Raw genomic sequence first — 15,605 nt, 5'->3', positions numbered from 1 at the left:
ATGAAGGATATTGATAGAAAAAGAAAATAGGGTTGTCCCGAAAAGATCATGAAATCTTTCGAGTCAACCCCCTAGAGTTTTTCATTAAGCATGATGATGCTTATTCATCAGAATAAACAGCTTTGGCATCTCTTTCTTTCATAGATAATTGACCGGCCTGAATTTCTTCAAGGGCTTTTCCTACAAATTTTTGAGACTCATAGCGGTTCAAACGGTAATCCCCTGTGTCTTGCAGGTTTCTCGCTCGCTTAGCCGCAATACTGACTAACGAATATTTAGAATCAATCTTCTTCATTAATGAATCAATGGATGGGTTTAACATTTATTCAACCTCCAGCATATTTAAGTATCGTTGTTGCACTCGTTCCCGTTTACAGTGTTCTGCTTGAACAATGGATTTAATCTTGTTTACTGCATTTTCAATTTGATCATTTTCAACAATGTAATCATATAAATTCATCATTTCGATTTCTTTTCTAGCAGTATTCATTCTGCCCTGAATCAAATCATCCGTTTCAGTTCCTCTTGTTACGAGACGATTCTGAAGTTCAGAAAGACTAGGGGGTGCCAGGAAGATAAATAAACCTTCAGGGAATTTATCTCTAACCTGCTGTGCACCTTGCACTTCAATTTCAAGAAAAACATCTCTTCCTGCATCAAGTGTCTCTCGAACGTAATCAACCGGAGTGCCATAATAGTTTCCAACGAACTCTGCATACTCCAAGAGCTTTCCTTGCTTTATAAGCACTTCAAACTCTTCTCTTGATTTAAAGAAATAATCTACACCATCCACTTCTCCTTCTCGGGGTTTACGAGTGGTCATGGAGATGGAATATTCAAATTTTGTATCTTCTTGGGAAAAAATCGCTTTACGAACGGTTCCTTTTCCTACACCTGAAGGTCCGGATAGAACGATCAGCAATCCTTTTTCTTTCATTTATTTACCCTGCCCTTCTTCTACTATATCCTCTTTATCCGTTAAACGATGAGCAACGGTTTCGGGTTGAACAGCTGAAAGAATAACGTGATCGCTATCCGTAATAATAACCGCTCTTGTTCTTCTTCCGTATGTAGCATCAACAAGTGTTCCCCGGTCTCTTGCATCCTGAATCAAGCGTTTGATCGGTGCTGATTCGGGACTAACAATCGAGATGATCCGGTTAGCTGAAACGATATTTCCAAATCCTATATTGATGAGCTTAATCGACATAACGCTCCTCCTAATCAATAGTTTAGTTTCGCCGGAATGATGGGAAACTAAACTTCTTATTCTACATTTTGCACTTGTTCTCTTAGCTTCTCGAGTGTTGATTTCAGTTCCACAACAATCGTGGCGATAAAGGAATCATTTGCTTTCGAACCAATCGTGTTCACTTCCCGGTTCATTTCCTGGATCATGAAATCCAACTTCCTGCCTACAGGCCCTTCACCAGCCAATGTGGAATGAAAATACTGGATATGACTTTCTAATCTCGTCAGTTCCTCGGTAATATCCGATTTATCAGCAAAAATGGCAACTTCCATAAGTAAACGACTTTCATCGAAGGAAGTTTCATTGTATTCGAGAATCCTTTTTCTTAACCGCTCTCTATATTGATCGACCAGTTCAGGAGCATGATTGGTAAGTTCAACAATTTTGTTCTCAAAATGATTGAGATGGGTGAGAAAATCCTTCTTGAGAAGCTGTCCTTCTTTTTCCCGCATTAACCTAAGGTCAGTTGCCGCTTTTTCTACAGCTTTTAACACCAAATGCTCAAGTTCTTCATTTTCTTCTTCCATTTCTTCAATCAACACAAATTCTTCCCTGTTTAAGAGGTGGGCTAATTGCACTTCATCTTTTAGGGAGAAGGTTTCTTTCACTTTATTTACTAACTGATAATAATCTTGAATGAGCTTCCAGTCAATATGTAGATTTTTATGTACTAAGCCATCACCGGTAATGGTGATGAAAATATCCACTTTCCCTCTCTTAACGGACTGGGATAGTTGTTTTTTAATTTTATCCTCAAGTTTCATTAATTGGCGGGGCATTCTTATGTAACATTCACTGAATCTGTGATTAACGGATTTCATTTCTACCGTTACAGTATGTTGTTCAGAGTCTACTTTGCTTCTACCAAAGCCTGTCATACTGACAACCATTACGATCACATCCAATCTTTTGACGTAGATCAACTGATTTCATGCGTGCATTCACACTATAAAAAAAGGTAATAGAGGCTTTTCTCTATTACCTTTAGGATTATACCACATTTCACTATTTTTTTCTTGCAAAAAATGACCCTGCCAGCAAAAACGTTGGAACGGAGCTTAATCCGATGATTAAGAACCAGTCTTTTAGCGCGATCGGTACTGTATGGAAGATCGGCTGCAATGATGGGATGTAGATCACAAGAAGCATTAATACGAGTGAAGATAACACGGCCCACACCAGATACATATTTCCAAACGGATTTCTTGAAAACACTGATACTTCACTTCGACAGTCGAACACATGTATCAGCTGTGCCATAACCAATGTAGCAAAGGCAACCGTTTGGGCATAAGCCAAGTGATCAGGATGAGTCTTATATGACAACATAAATGCAAGTAAAGTGACTCCTCCGATTAAGAATCCCCTTGACACCACTTTCCAACCTAATCCCCTTGCAAACACCCCTTCTTTCGGATGTCTTGGCTTTCTCTTCATGACATCATCTTCAGGCTTATCAAGACCCAGTGCCATGGCAGGAAGCCCATCTGTCACAAGGTTCACCCATAGAATCTGAATCGGCACCAATGGAAGTGGGAGTGCAAGAATCATAGCAAAGAGCATGACGAGGATTTCCCCGACGTTCGAAGCCAGCAGGTACCGGATAAACTTTCTGATATTTTCATAGATGTTCCTGCCTTCCTGAATCGCCGATTTAATCGTCGCAAAGTTATCATCCAACAGGACCAGTGAGGAAGATTCCTTGGCTACATCCGTTCCGGTTATTCCCATCGCTACTCCAATATCGGAGGATTTTATAGCAGGAGCGTCATTTACTCCATCCCCGGTCATCGCCACCACATGTCCCCTGTTTTGCAGGGCTTTGACGATTTTCAATTTATGCTCAGGAGAAACTCGTGCAAATACGGATACATCTTCTACCATTTCTTCTAGTTCATGTACTTCCATTTGATTTAACGCTTTTCCATCCAGAACGCGATCCTTGTTTTTTAAGATCCCGAGTTGTTTAGCAATCGCTTTAGCCGTTAAAATATGATCCCCAGTAATCATGACCGTCTTGATACCGGCTGCACGGCACTCTTTTACCGCCTGCTTCACTTCAGGTCTGGGAGGATCAATCATACCTTGTAAGCCAATGAAGGTGACTCCTTCTTCAATTTTTTCTTCGGTAATTCCTTCCATGGAACTTTCATTGAGGGGTTTATACGCGATCGCAATGTTCCGTAGGGCATTGGAAGACATCTCGCTGATTGCATCTTCTACTTTTTGAGACATTTCAGTTGTTTTATGTTGAAGTCTTCCTTCCCACAAGATGGATTCGCTTTTACCGACCAATACGTCGGGAGCACCTTTCGTTACAGAGAATTGTTTCCCATTTTGATCGACTACGATAATACTCATCATCTTTCTGGTAGAATCAAAGGGGAATTCTTTTACAACCTTAAATTTTTTCTGCAAAGACTCCCGGCTTAATCCAGCTTTCAACCCTGCAACAAGAAGAGCCCCTTCTGTAGGATCTCCATCAACTGCAAAGCTTTCTTCACGTGTCACCAGTTCTGCATGATTGCAAAGCATTCCAAAAGTTAATAATTGTTGCAGGGCGTTCTCATTGTGAGGTGTAACCCTTTGTTCCCCGTTGTAGAATTGGCCGTTCGGCTCATATCCGGTCCCCGTTACCGTCCACGTTCTCCCTCCACTCCATAGATGTGTGACCGTCATCTTATTTTGGGTCAGAGTCCCTGTTTTATCTGAGCATATTACCGATGCACAACCTAATGTTTCAACAGCCGGCAGCTTTCGAACGATCGCTTTCTTCTTGATCATCCGCTGGACGCCGAGGGAAAGGGCAACGGTGACAATGGCTGGTAAGCCTTCAGGAATAGCGGCTACAGCCAATGAAACTCCCGCTAAGAACATGGTGTACATATCATGGCCTTGGATCACACCGATTCCTACGACTAATGCCGTCAATACGAGGGCAACCGTGATCAGTATTTTCCCTAATTCTTCAAGCTTTCTTTGAAGTGGAGTTATCATCGTTTCTGCTTTTTGAATCATATCAGCAATTTGTCCCATCGCTGTTTTCATTCCGATTGATGTAACCACACCAATTCCATTACCCCTTGTGACCATCGTCCCCATAAAGGCCATATTCTCTAAGTCACCGAGACTCATATTTTCGCCATTAACGGGGTTCGTTAATTTAGTAACAGGTACAGATTCCCCTGTTAAGGCAGATTCCTCTATTTCCAGGTTGTTCGCTTCAATGAGGCGTACATCTGCCCCGATCCGATCGCCGCTTCCAAAGCGAATAATATCTCCAATAATAACCTCTTTTGAAGCGATCTTCACCCATTCCCCATCCCTTAATATCGAAACCTGAGGTGCTGAGAGTTCCTTTAAAGCCTGTAGGGACCTTTCTGCTTTTCGCTCTTGAAAAAAACCTAAAAAACCGTTGATTAATACAATGGCAATGATTGCAATCGCATCGATGTATTCCCCAAGTAATCCTGAAATGAGTGTGGCTGCCAATAACACAAGAACCATAAAGTCCTTAAATTGACTGAAAAATAATAACAAAGCCGATTGCTTCTCAGCTTCTTCTAATTGATTGTACCCATATTGTTTCCGTCTTTTAGCTACATCCTCTGTTGAAAGACCTTCTTGATAATTGGTATTCAATGACTGCTCTATATCCTCTTGTCTCATCTCATGAAATTTCATGCAACCATTTCACTCTCCTCCTACGGTACGAAAAGTTGTCCCTTCTCATAGCATTCTTATTCAGACTCGTCCTAAAAAATGATATGATTTATGTATGTTTTGCATTTTATCGTTTAGAAGGGTAAAATCGATTACATTTGAAACACGGAGATCTTGACAAAGTCGGATAGAATTAAAAACGAATGAAACCGTTTAAAGTAGAGGATGTTTTATATGTCATTTGATGGATTATTTACGAGAAGCATGACGAAAGAATTGAATGAAAACTTATTACACGGACGCATTAATAAAATACATCAACCTTATAAAAATGAAATCATCATGATTATCCGGGCGAATGGAAAAAATCACAAAGTTTTATTATCCGCCCACCCCAATTATTCCAGGGTACAATTAACCAACGAAAATTACGAAAACCCTTCTGTTCCTCCTATGTTTTGTATGCTTTTACGTAAGCATCTAGAAGGGTATATCGTAGAAGGAATCAAACAAGTAGAGTTGGACCGGATGATTATATTTGAAGTAAAAGGAAGAAATGAAATCGGTGATATTTCATACAAACAATTAATTATTGAGATCATGGGCCGACACAGCAATATTATTTTAGTTGATAAAGAACGAAATATGATTCTGGATAGTATCAAGCATATTTCACCAAGTATGAATACCCATCGTACCGTTTTACCGGGACATACGTATGTTCTACCCCCACAGCAGGATAAGAGAAATCCTCTTGAAGCAACAAGTGATGATATCCTAAGAGCACTGGACTTTAATTCCGGCAAACTCGATAAGCAGATCGTTCAATCTTTCGCCGGAATTTCTCCTCTCTACGCTAAGGAAGTCGTCCACCGGGCAGGAATTGGAAGCCAGTCGACCTTTGCAGAATCCTTCTTAGAATTGATTCAACATGCAAAATCGAATGACTCAACACCAACCCTCATTAGCGGAGAAAAAGAAACGTTTTACTGGATGAATCTTGACCATCTTCAAGGAGAGAAACAAACCTTTCCTTCGTTAAGTGCATTATTAGACCGGTTCTTCTATCAGAAGGCGGCACGAGATCGGGTCAAGCAACAAGGAAACGATTTGGAACGATTCATTCGAAACGAAAGGGATAAAAATGTAAACAAAATCGAAAAATTAAAGCAAACGTTGGAGGATGCCCGACAGGCTGATCGCTATCAATTGCTGGGTGAACTCCTCACGTCGAATCTATATGCCGTTGAACGAGGAATGACTGAGGTTAGCGTTGTAAATTACTATGATGAAAACGGGGAAAGCATTACGATCCCCCTCAACCCACAAAAGTCTCCTTCGGATAATGCCCAAAACTATTTCTCACGCTATCAAAAAGCAAAAAATGCAGTGAAAATCGTACATGAGCAAATTGAAAAAGCCGACAATGAGATAAAGTATCTAGAGCAATTACTTCAGCAATTAGAATCGGCTTCTACGAAAGATGTAGAAGAGATCAGAGAAGAACTTGAGGAAGAAGGTTACCTGAGGGTTCGCAAGCAGACGAAAAAGAAAAAGGCCAATGTGAAGCCCGTTCTGGAAAACTACACATCGAGTGATGGCACACAAATATTAGTCGGGAAAAACAATAAACAAAACGACTATCTAACAAACAGAGTCGCAGGAAGGGAAGAGATTTGGCTTCACACGAAGGATATTCCCGGCTCCCATGTTGTAATCAAGAGTCAGAATCCTTCCGATGAGACGATCAAGGAAGCGGCTAACATTGCTGCCTACTTTAGTAAAGCACGTGATTCAAGCTCGGTACCTGTTGATTTCACTCAAGTCAAACAGGTAAAGAAACCAAAAGGAGCCAAGCCGGGGTTTGTCATCTATGAAGGACAGCAAACCGTGTATGTGACACCTGATTTGGATTTGGTCCGGTCATTAAAAGAATAATTTTAGTTAGAATGTACTTTCCCCCAGGCTGATATTGGCCTGGGGAAAGTATTTTGGTTATAGTACAGGCGAAAAATGCAGAAAGGCAGATAAACGCCTCCCCACTATCATTCTCCTATTAAAACTAAAAAGCAACTCACAAAAGAGTTGCTTTCCACCTTAACTGCCCCACTTCTCAGGATTTTCACTCCAAAGCTTCAATTGTTCCAGATCTTCTTCACGAATGATGGAGTTTTGAAGCGCTACGTCCAATAAGCTTGAGTAATCGGATAGAGCATATGCTTTAATGTCGTGTTCCCCCAGCATCCTTTTTCCTTTTTCTAACTCGTATGTGAAAATGGCAGCTACCCCTAATACTTCACAGCCCGCTTCTCTTAATGCGTTTACAGCCGTAATACAGCTACCTCCCGTTGAGATGAGGTCTTCTACCACGACCACTTTTTGTCCAGGCGTCGCTTTCCCTTCAATCTGTTTACCTTTTCCGTGAGCTTTCGCTTTTGACCTGACATAACACATCGGAAGGTTTAATTTTTCACTCACCCAAGCAGCATGTGGAATTCCAGCTGTTGCAGTACCCGCAATGACTTCCACCTGAGGAAATTGCTCTTTAATAATCTCAACAAGACCCGTAGAGATTTCATCCCGCACTGTAGGATAAGATAAGGTCAGTCGATTATCACAATAGATCGGGGACTTTATTCCGGATGACCATGTAAATGGCTCCGTCGGATTTAAAAATACAGCTTCAATGTCTAATAGTTTTTTTGCGATTTCTTGTTTCATTCTTTGTCCTCCCATTCATGTACGATCCGCTCATATGCAAGTACCGGATTATCGGCACCTGTGATACTTCTTCCAACGACAATGTAGGAAGATCCTAATTCTTTTGCCGTTTGTGGTGTAGTGACTCTTTTTTGATCTCCTAAATGATCTTCTGCTAATCTGATCCCAGGAGTTACACGTATAAAGTCAGAACCGCAATGTTCTTTAATCAGGCGTGATTCGTGAGGAGAACATACCACTCCATCAAGTCCCGCTTCTTTCGAAAGGGTGGCATAATGTAAGACAGACTCATTAATGGATTTAATAATTAGTTGTTCTTTCTGCATTTGTTCTTCCGTTGTCGACGTCAATTGTGTGACGGCAATCAGTTTTGCTCGTTTATGATTGGCAGGAGTACCCGCATGCAGACCTTCCAGCGCCTTTTCCATCATCACACTGCCACCTGCAGCATGCACATTGATCAGGTCCAGGTCGAACCCGGCAAGTCCCTTCATGGCGCCGTATACTGTATTGGGAATGTCATGTAGCTTCAAGTCCAGGAAGATACGATGATTTTTATTTAAAATCTTTTCGATGATAACCGGTCCATTTTGAAGGTATAGCTCCATACCTACTTTTACATTTAAACTCTCTGAAAATTGATCTAAGAAGATTGATGTCTTCTCCCACGTTGGGAAATCAAGAGCTATAAACGGCTTTTGATTCATGCTTCCCCCAGCTCCTTCCGGTCAATTGGGATATATGGTCCACTCCCAGCTCATCAAGTAACGGCGGTAAATCTTTTATGATACGCTGACACACGAATGGATCCACGAAGTTTGCTGTACCGACGGCTATGGCACTTGCCCCTGCGTAAAAATATTCAATCACATCTTCAGCAGTTTGTATGCCCCCCATTCCGATAATCGGAAGATCCACCTGTTGACTTACTTCATAAATCATACGAATCGCGACAGGTTTAATGGCTGGTCCTGACAATCCACCTGTTTTATTAGCCAGGATCGGCTTTCCTGTCTTCATATCCAGCCTCATCCCGAGGAGTGTATTGATCATTGTCAGCCCGTCTGCCCCCCCTGCTTCAACAGCCTTGGCCATGTCGACAATATTGGAGACATTCGGTGATAACTTTACATATAGTGGGACCTGCGAGACTTCTTTTACTCTCTCAGTCAATTCTTTTGCCACTTCGGGAATGGTACCAAAGGCAATTCCCCCTGTTTTTACATTTGGACAGGAGATATTCAATTCAAGGGCCTTAACGTTTTCTGCGGTTGAGATGACTCTTGCCACCTCCACATAATCCTCAACTTGAGAACCAGCCACATTTGCAATGATTGGTACATCGTACTGGGAAAGCCATGGAAGTTCGTTTTCCATCACACCTGTTAGTCCTGGATTTTGTAAACCAATCGCATTCAGCATCCCGGCGTTCGTTTCTGCGACGCGGGGAGTAGGATTTCCAAAACGAGCTTCTTCCGTCGTCGCTTTGATCATGATCGCCCCAAGCTCGCTTAAATCATAGAATTGACTATATTCGCGACCAAAGCCAAAGCAGCCTGATGCCGGCATGACCGGGTTTTTTAATGATAATCCCGGTAATTCGATTTTTAATGATTTCATAAAAGCACCACCCCTACTGGAAATACAGGTCCGTCACTACAAACCTTCACGTAGCTTGCCCCTTCAGGATCATCCTGTTTATGACAAACACAAGCGAAGCATGCACCTATTCCGCAGCCCATTCGTTCTTCTAAAGAGATAAACCCTCGTTTGTCCTCTAATTCGACTTGAAGTGCTTTTAGCATCGGAGTCGGACCACAGGAATAAAACACATCAAAGGCCGGTGCTTTTTCTCGAATAACATCTGTTACAAAACCGGGAGTTCCGAGGGTTCCGTCCACTGTGGCGACAAAGGTTTCACCCAATTCTCTGAACATATCTTCATAAAAGCTCACGGATTCAGTTTGAAAACCGAGGATGTGTTTCACTGTCCAACCATTTTCAACCAGCTTTTTAGAAAGACCGTAGAGGGGAGGAACTCCAATTCCTCCACCTACTAACAGTGCGGTCTTACTTGCGTCTTCGACTGGGAAACCATTTCCAAGAGGTCCTAAAACGTCGACTGTTTCTCTTATTTTCACCTCTGAAAGAAGGATCGTTCCCTTCCCTTCAGCACGGTAGATCAATGTCATCGTGAGGTTTTCCGGGTTGTGAGAGGCGATGGAAATCGGCCTTCTAAGTAAAGGGTCTATTCCCGTACCCACTTTAATATGGACAAATTGCCCAGGAGCCTTGATCTCGTTCACCAATTCCCCTTGTAGAACCAATTCAAAGATGTTTTCAGCTATTCTTTCATGAGAAAGCACAACCATCTTTTGATTTACGATCATTGAAAAACCGCCTCTCTCGTCTTCGGTTGTGATGGAAGAGCCTCAGCAGAGAATGTCATGGATTCAATCACTCTCAGGATGGCTTCTGCCGTGTCCAGGGATGTAAGACATGGAATGCCATTCTCTACAGATTCTCTACGGATTCTAAATCCGTCCCGGGCAGGTTGTTTTCCTTTTGTTAAAGTGTTTATGACAAGCTGTGTTTCTCCACTTTGGATGATATCCAGCAGGGTTGGTCCGGTAGATCCGATCTTATCCACCTCACGAACGGTGATGTTTGCTTTAGTCAGATGCTCAGCCGTGCCCTTAGTTGCAAGGATCTGATACCCGATATCGATAAAGCGTTGCGCCAGGAGAACCGCTTCTTCTTTGTCTTTATCTGCTACGGTCATGAGTACAGAGCCGTACTCTTTCATTTGCATCCCTGCTGCAACCATTCCTTTGTAGAGGGCTTTTTCCAGTGTAAGATCTTTCCCCATTACTTCACCTGTTGATTTCATTTCAGGCCCTAAAGTGATGTCCACCCGTCTTAGCTTGGCAAAGGAGAATACAGGAACCTTTACATATACACCATGTTTTTCAGGAATTAATCCTGATTCATATCCTTGATCTTTCAGGGAGATTCCAAGTATGGACTTAGTTGCAATATTCGCCATCGGTACATTCGTAATCTTGCTGATGAATGGTACTGTTCGGCTGGAGCGTGGGTTCACTTCCAGAACAAATATTTCTCCTTTTGAGATGACATATTGGATATTCAGTAACCCAACGATGTTTAAGCCTTTGGCGAGTCTCGTTGTATAATCAACAATGGTTTGTTTCTGTTCTTGAGTGAGCTGCTGTGGAGGATAGACCGCGATGGAATCTCCCGAGTGAACTCCAGCCCGTTCGATATGTTCCATGATTCCAGGGACGACTACGTCTATTCCGTCAGAAATGGCATCCACTTCAATTTCTTTTCCGATCAGGTAACGGTCGATTAGAACCGGATGCTGTGGATTCACTTTCACTGCATTCTTCATGTATTGAAGAAGTTCTTCTTCCCGATACACGATTTCCATCGCTCTTCCACCAAGAACGTATGACGGTCTTACCAGAACCGGGTAACCGATGCTTTCTGCGATCTTAATGGCTCCTTCTACAGATACCGCTGTTTTCCCTTCAGGTTGAGGGATGCCCAGTTCATTCAGTGTATGTTCGAATTTGTCCCGGTTTTCTGCACGATCTAAATCTTCAAGGGATGTACCGAGAATCGTGACTCCTCTTCTCACTAGCTCTTCTGCAAGATTGATCGCGGTTTGCCCACCAAACTGCACGACAACTCCCTTAGGCTTTTCAAGATCAATGATGTGCATCACATCTTCTACCGTAAGAGGTTCAAAGTATAATTTATCCGAGATGCTGAAGTCGGTCGAAACCGTTTCTGGATTGTTATTTACGATGATCGCTTCATAACCCGCTTCTTTAATGGCCCAGACAGAGTGAACGGTCGCGTAATCAAATTCGACTCCCTGACCGATCCTGATCGGTCCTGACCCAAGAACGATGACACTCTCCCGAGAAGTGACCTTGGATTCATTCTCATCCTCATAGGTTCCATAGAAGTAAGGAGTTTCCGATTCAAACTCAGCCGCACATGTATCTACCATTTTATAGACAGGTGTCAATTTATTTTCTTTTCTCCAGCTATACAATTCTGCTTCTGTACTATTCCATAGCTTGGCAATCGTGATATCTGAGAAGCCCATACGCTTTGCTTTTTGGCCCAGCTCAAGATTGAAGGGATGTAGAGTTAATTCCTTTTCGAATTCTACGATTCTATTCATTTTATACAGGAAGAAAAGATCGATTTTGCTCCAATCATGAATGGTTTCAATCGTCACTCCTCTTCTAAGTGCTTCCCCGATATAGAAGAGGCGTTCATCTCCTGCTTTGCGGATTCTCTTCTCGATCCACTCGTCTGTAAATTGTTCAGCATCACTTAATTCTATATGATACGTGTTGCTTTCAAGGGAACGAATCGCTTTAAGAAGTGACTCTTCCAATGTTCGCCCAATCGCCATTACTTCACCGGTTGCTTTCATTTGCGTACCGAGGTTACGCTTGGCAGCCTCAAATTTATCAAATGGCCATCTCGGGATCTTTGTCACCACATAGTCCAGGGCAGGTTCGAATGATGCATATGTTTTACCTGTTACAGGATTCATCATTTCATCCAGGGTCAGTCCTACAGCAATTTTTGCTGCAAGCTTCGCAATTGGGTATCCCGTTGCTTTTGATGCAAGTGCAGAAGAACGGCTCACCCTTGGGTTCACTTCGATGATGTAATACTGGAAGCTGTCCGGATCAAGGGCAAGCTGGACGTTACAGCCCCCTTCTATTCCTAATTCACGGATGATATTTAAGCTTGTATTCCGCAGCATTTGATACTCACGGTCACTTAAGGTTTGACTTGGTGCTACAACAATTGAATCTCCCGTATGAATTCCAACCGGGTCGATGTTTTCCATATTACACACCACGATGGCGTTATCGGCTGCATCTCTCATAACCTCATATTCTATTTCTTTGAAGCCAGCAATACTTTTCTCCAGCAAACATTGGGTTACCGGACTATATTTCAATCCTGAGCTTACAATCTCGACCAATTCGTCTTCGTTGTGACAAATTCCACCACCGGTTCCACCTAATGTATAGGCAGGACGAACGATGACCGGATAGCCTATTTCATTCACAAATTGATAGGCTTCATCTAAGGAATGAATGATTTCACTTTCCGGAACCGGTTCTCCCATTTCATTCATCAAGTTCCTGAACAAGTCACGGTCTTCCGCTTTCTCGATTGCAGAAAGCTTCGTCCCGAGAATTTCAACTCCGCATTCTTCTAAAACGCCCGATTTAGCAAGTTCAACAGCCAGATTCAATCCCGTTTGCCCACCTAATGTAGGAAGTAGGGCGTCAGGTCGTTCTTTGCGAATAATTCGACTGACAAACTCCAGTGTAAGTGGCTCGATATACACTTTATCTGCCATTTCAGCGTCAGTCATGATTGTAGCTGGGTTTGAGTTTACAAGAATAACACGGTAGCCTTCCTCTTTTAAGGCGATACACGCTTGAGTTCCGGCATAGTCGAATTCTGCAGCCTGTCCTATGATGATTGGTCCGCTTCCGATAACTAAGATGCTTTTAATGTCTGTACGTTTAGGCATGTTGAAGCTCCTTTCTTTTCTCATCTTTCATAAGTTGTAAGAAATCATCGAATAAGTAATTTGAATCCTCAGGTCCAGGTGACGCTTCAGGGTGATACTGAACCGTAAAGGCCGGGAAGTCTAAATGCTTTAATCCTTCTACTGTGCCATCATTGATGGCCATGTGAGTAACTTGAAGCCTTGATCCTGTCAATGACTTTTCATCTACTGCATAGCCATGGTTCTGGGAAGTCAGTGCTACTTTTCCAGTTTTTATATCTTTTACCGGGTGGTTGCCTCCGCGGTGACCAAATTTCATTTTGAAGGAGTCCCCTCCACATGCCAGAGCAAACAATTGATGCCCTAAACAAATACCAAACAGTGGAATTTCTCCCAGTAGCTCTTTAATGGTCTCAATGGCTTCCGGCACATCTTTCGGATCCCCCGGCCCATTTGAGAGCATGATCCCGTCAGGCTGCAAGCGACGAATCTCTTCAGCTGACGTATTGTAAGGAACCACAATCACGTCACAATCACGCTTGTTTAATTCTCTCAGAATTCCGTGTTTCATCCCAAAGTCCATTAATACGACACGATATCCTCTTCCTGGACTGGCATAAGCTGTTTTGGTCGAAACCTGCATGACTTGATCTGTTCTTAGAGCTGTATCATGCAATTTCTCAAGCATTTCTTTTGGATCTAATTCAGCTGAGCAAATGATGCCTTTCATTGCTCCATGCTGTCTGATGATTCTTGTTAACTTTCTGGTATCGATATCTGAAATTCCTGGAATCCCTTTTATTTTTAATAATTCATCCAATGTTGATTCATTTCTCCAGTTAGAAGGAAAATCAGCAACTTCTCTCACAATGAATGCTTTGATAGCTGGAGTGATGGACTCAAAATCGTCGCGATTGATTCCATAGTTCCCTACTAGAGGATAGGTTAATGTGACAAGCTGTCCACAGTAAGATGGATCTGATAGTATTTCCTGATATCCTGTCATACTTGTGTTGAAAACCACTTCTCCAATCGTTTCTTTATTCGCTCCAAATCCTTCTCCTACGAATACTGTTCCATCGTCTAAAATGAGTTGTCTTTTCATTGTTTGTTTCCTCCTTCATTCCATACAAGAGATCCCTGATAAAAAGTAGCTTTTGGAAAGCCTCTGCACTCCCAGCCTGTAAATGGGGTATTTTTTCCTTTTGATAAAAATTCAGCTGGGTCAATCCCTTTTTGTTCATTTAAATCTATAAGCGTAAAGTCAGCTTCTCCTCCTACTTCTAGTAGTCCAAACGGAAGGTTAAATGCTGAGCTTGGTTTAATCGTCATCCAGTCAATTAACTGCTTTAATGTGAAGATTCCTTTTTCTACAAAGTGTGTATAGAGTAACGGAAAGGCTGTTTCCAATCCTACAATTCCGAAAGGAGCGAGCTGCATCCCTTCTGACTTCTCTGCTTCCGTATGAGGTGCATGATCCGTCGCAATAAAGTCGATGGTGCCATCCAGCAATCCTTCTATTAACGCTTGCTGATCTTCTTTGCTTCTAAGAGGCGGGTTCATTTTGAAATTCGTATCAAGCCCTGGAATATCATCTTCACACAGGAGAAGATGGTGTGGTGTTACTTCAGCTGTCACATTGATCCCAGCCCTTTTAGCATCACGGACCACTCTTACTGACTCTTTTGTTGAAATATGACATACGTGATAATGTACACCTGCTGCTTCTGCAAGCAGCACATCCCGGGATATATGTACGGCTTCACAGATGGAAGGTATTCCTTTCAGGTTATGCTCTTTGGAGAATGTTCCGTCATGAACCGCTCCTCCATAAATCAGGGTATTCTCTTCACAGTGGGCCACAATGGATGCATTGATGCCGGCTGCCTTCTTCATGGCTTCAAACATCATCCCTGCCGATTGCACCCCTACCCCGTCATCTGTGAATGCAAATGCCCCATTTTCTTTTAAGGAAGGTAAGTCATTAAGCGTTTTTCCAATTTGTCTCTCTGTGATGGCGGCATAAGGTAATACGCGAACACTCGCTGTTTCAGAGATTTTCTTGTTTAGGGCTTGCAGATTTTCTACCGAGTCAGGTACGGGTCTTGTATTAGGCATTGCAGCGATGGTAGTGAAACCACCCTTCGCAGCAGCTTTTGTTCCCGTTTCGATTGTTTCTTTGTGTTCGCCCCCTGGTTCCCTTAAATGGACATGAAGATCAACAAAGCCTGGGGAAATCAATAACCCATCTGCTTGAAATTCCTGGTGATCGGTAAGTTTGAGGTCTGTTCCCATCTCGATGATTTTCTGATTCTCCACCTTCACATCCACTATCTCAAGAACACCATTCTTTGCTAGAATACGTGCATTTCGGATTAACCAATTCATTTC

13 protein-coding genes are annotated in these 15,605 nt (G+C 42.5%); 1 reads left to right on the top strand and 12 read right to left on the bottom strand.

What is annotated here, in order from left to right:
- Nucleotides 1–100: 100 nt before the first annotated feature.
- The 5 genes from rpoZ to Q1B03_RS09640 form a co-directional block, all read right to left on the bottom strand.
- Nucleotides 101–322, bottom strand: coding sequence for a DNA-directed RNA polymerase subunit omega (rpoZ, locus tag Q1B03_RS09660; RefSeq protein WP_299740751.1), 222 nt, complete (start codon nt 320–322; stop codon nt 101–103).
- Entirely contained in the window at nt 323–937 is a 615-nt protein-coding gene (gene gmk / locus Q1B03_RS09655; RefSeq protein WP_299740749.1) for a guanylate kinase, read from the bottom strand.
- Nucleotides 938–1,210 (bottom strand): extracellular matrix/biofilm regulator RemA, encoded by a 273-nt coding sequence (gene remA, locus Q1B03_RS09650; RefSeq protein ID WP_044337446.1) that lies wholly within the window; start codon nt 1,208–1,210, stop codon nt 938–940.
- Nucleotides 1,211–1,266: 56 nt separating this feature from the next.
- Entirely contained in the window at nt 1,267–2,142 is an 876-nt protein-coding gene (locus Q1B03_RS09645; protein WP_299740746.1) for a YicC/YloC family endoribonuclease, read from the bottom strand.
- A gap of 115 nt (nt 2,143–2,257) precedes the next feature.
- The gene (locus tag Q1B03_RS09640; RefSeq protein ID WP_299740744.1) at nt 2,258–4,936 is read right to left on the bottom strand and encodes a cation-translocating P-type ATPase; all 2,679 of its coding nucleotides are present in this window, start codon (nt 4,934–4,936) and stop codon (nt 2,258–2,260) included.
- 213 nt (nt 4,937–5,149) lie between these two features.
- On the opposite strand from Q1B03_RS09640, the gene Q1B03_RS09635 reads away from it, so the two are divergent.
- A complete protein-coding gene (locus Q1B03_RS09635; protein ID WP_299740742.1) occupies nt 5,150–6,853 on the top strand; it encodes an NFACT RNA binding domain-containing protein in 1,704 nt (567 codons plus the stop codon).
- A gap of 159 nt (nt 6,854–7,012) precedes the next feature.
- On the opposite strand, the gene pyrE is transcribed toward Q1B03_RS09635, so the two are convergent.
- From pyrE to Q1B03_RS09600, 7 genes are read right to left on the bottom strand one after another with little or no spacing between them, the layout of a single operon-like run.
- Nucleotides 7,013–7,636 (bottom strand): orotate phosphoribosyltransferase, encoded by a 624-nt coding sequence (gene pyrE / locus Q1B03_RS09630; protein WP_299740740.1) that lies wholly within the window; start codon nt 7,634–7,636, stop codon nt 7,013–7,015.
- Nucleotides 7,633–8,343 (bottom strand): orotidine-5'-phosphate decarboxylase, encoded by a 711-nt coding sequence (gene pyrF, locus Q1B03_RS09625; RefSeq protein ID WP_299740737.1) that lies wholly within the window; start codon nt 8,341–8,343, stop codon nt 7,633–7,635. The genes pyrE and pyrF overlap by 4 nt, the downstream gene beginning before the upstream one ends.
- On the bottom strand, nt 8,315–9,256 hold the full coding sequence (locus Q1B03_RS09620) for a dihydroorotate dehydrogenase (protein WP_299740735.1): 942 nt from the start codon (nt 9,254–9,256) through the stop codon (nt 8,315–8,317). Before Q1B03_RS09620 ends, pyrF begins: the two co-directional genes overlap by 29 nt.
- Nucleotides 9,253–10,026 carry a dihydroorotate dehydrogenase electron transfer subunit gene (locus Q1B03_RS09615; protein ID WP_299740733.1) on the bottom strand — a complete coding sequence of 258 codons (774 nt, stop codon included), beginning with the start codon at nt 10,024–10,026 and terminating at the stop codon, nt 9,253–9,255. Before Q1B03_RS09615 ends, Q1B03_RS09620 begins: the two co-directional genes overlap by 4 nt.
- The gene (gene carB, locus Q1B03_RS09610; RefSeq protein WP_299740731.1) at nt 10,023–13,235 is read right to left on the bottom strand and encodes a carbamoyl-phosphate synthase large subunit; all 3,213 of its coding nucleotides are present in this window, start codon (nt 13,233–13,235) and stop codon (nt 10,023–10,025) included. The genes Q1B03_RS09615 and carB overlap by 4 nt, the downstream gene beginning before the upstream one ends.
- The gene (locus Q1B03_RS09605) at nt 13,228–14,319 is read right to left on the bottom strand and encodes a carbamoyl phosphate synthase small subunit (RefSeq protein WP_299740729.1); all 1,092 of its coding nucleotides are present in this window, start codon (nt 14,317–14,319) and stop codon (nt 13,228–13,230) included. The genes carB and Q1B03_RS09605 overlap by 8 nt, the downstream gene beginning before the upstream one ends.
- A complete protein-coding gene (locus Q1B03_RS09600) occupies nt 14,316–15,602 on the bottom strand; it encodes a dihydroorotase (RefSeq protein WP_299740727.1) in 1,287 nt (428 codons plus the stop codon). The genes Q1B03_RS09605 and Q1B03_RS09600 overlap by 4 nt, the downstream gene beginning before the upstream one ends.
- Nucleotides 15,603–15,605: the final 3 nt, after the last annotated feature.

The organism is uncultured Rossellomorea sp. (genome assembly GCF_947488365.1).
Lineage (GTDB): Bacteria > Bacillota > Bacilli > Bacillales > Bacillaceae_B > Rossellomorea.
Note: the sequence above shows the minus strand (reverse complement) of the source record. Positions and strands in the feature narration are given on the sequence as shown.

Bases quoted from the DNA above. Each gene is read 5' to 3' on its own strand.
- rpoZ (WP_299740751.1), bottom strand. From the start codon at position 322: ATGTTAAACCCATCCATTGATTCATTAATGAAGAAGATTGATTCTAAA.
- gmk (WP_299740749.1), bottom strand. From the start codon at position 937: ATGAAAGAAAAAGGATTGCTGATCGTTCTATCCGGACCTTCAGGTGTA.
- remA (WP_044337446.1), bottom strand. From the start codon at position 1,210: ATGTCGATTAAGCTCATCAATATAGGATTTGGAAATATCGTTTCAGCT.
- Q1B03_RS09645 (WP_299740746.1), bottom strand. From the start codon at position 2,142: ATGGTTGTCAGTATGACAGGCTTTGGTAGAAGCAAAGTAGACTCTGAA.
- Q1B03_RS09640 (WP_299740744.1), bottom strand. From the start codon at position 4,936: ATGAAATTTCATGAGATGAGACAAGAGGATATAGAGCAGTCATTGAAT.
- Q1B03_RS09635 (WP_299740742.1), top strand. From the start codon at position 5,150: ATGTCATTTGATGGATTATTTACGAGAAGCATGACGAAAGAATTGAAT.
- pyrE (WP_299740740.1), bottom strand. From the start codon at position 7,636: ATGAAACAAGAAATCGCAAAAAAACTATTAGACATTGAAGCTGTATTT.
- pyrF (WP_299740737.1), bottom strand. From the start codon at position 8,343: ATGAATCAAAAGCCGTTTATAGCTCTTGATTTCCCAACGTGGGAGAAG.
- Q1B03_RS09620 (WP_299740735.1), bottom strand. From the start codon at position 9,256: ATGAAATCATTAAAAATCGAATTACCGGGATTATCATTAAAAAACCCG.
- Q1B03_RS09615 (WP_299740733.1), bottom strand. From the start codon at position 10,026: ATGATCGTAAATCAAAAGATGGTTGTGCTTTCTCATGAAAGAATAGCT.
- carB (WP_299740731.1), bottom strand. From the start codon at position 13,235: ATGCCTAAACGTACAGACATTAAAAGCATCTTAGTTATCGGAAGCGGA.
- Q1B03_RS09605 (WP_299740729.1), bottom strand. From the start codon at position 14,319: ATGAAAAGACAACTCATTTTAGACGATGGAACAGTATTCGTAGGAGAA.
- Q1B03_RS09600 (WP_299740727.1), bottom strand. From the start codon at position 15,602: ATGAATTGGTTAATCCGAAATGCACGTATTCTAGCAAAGAATGGTGTT.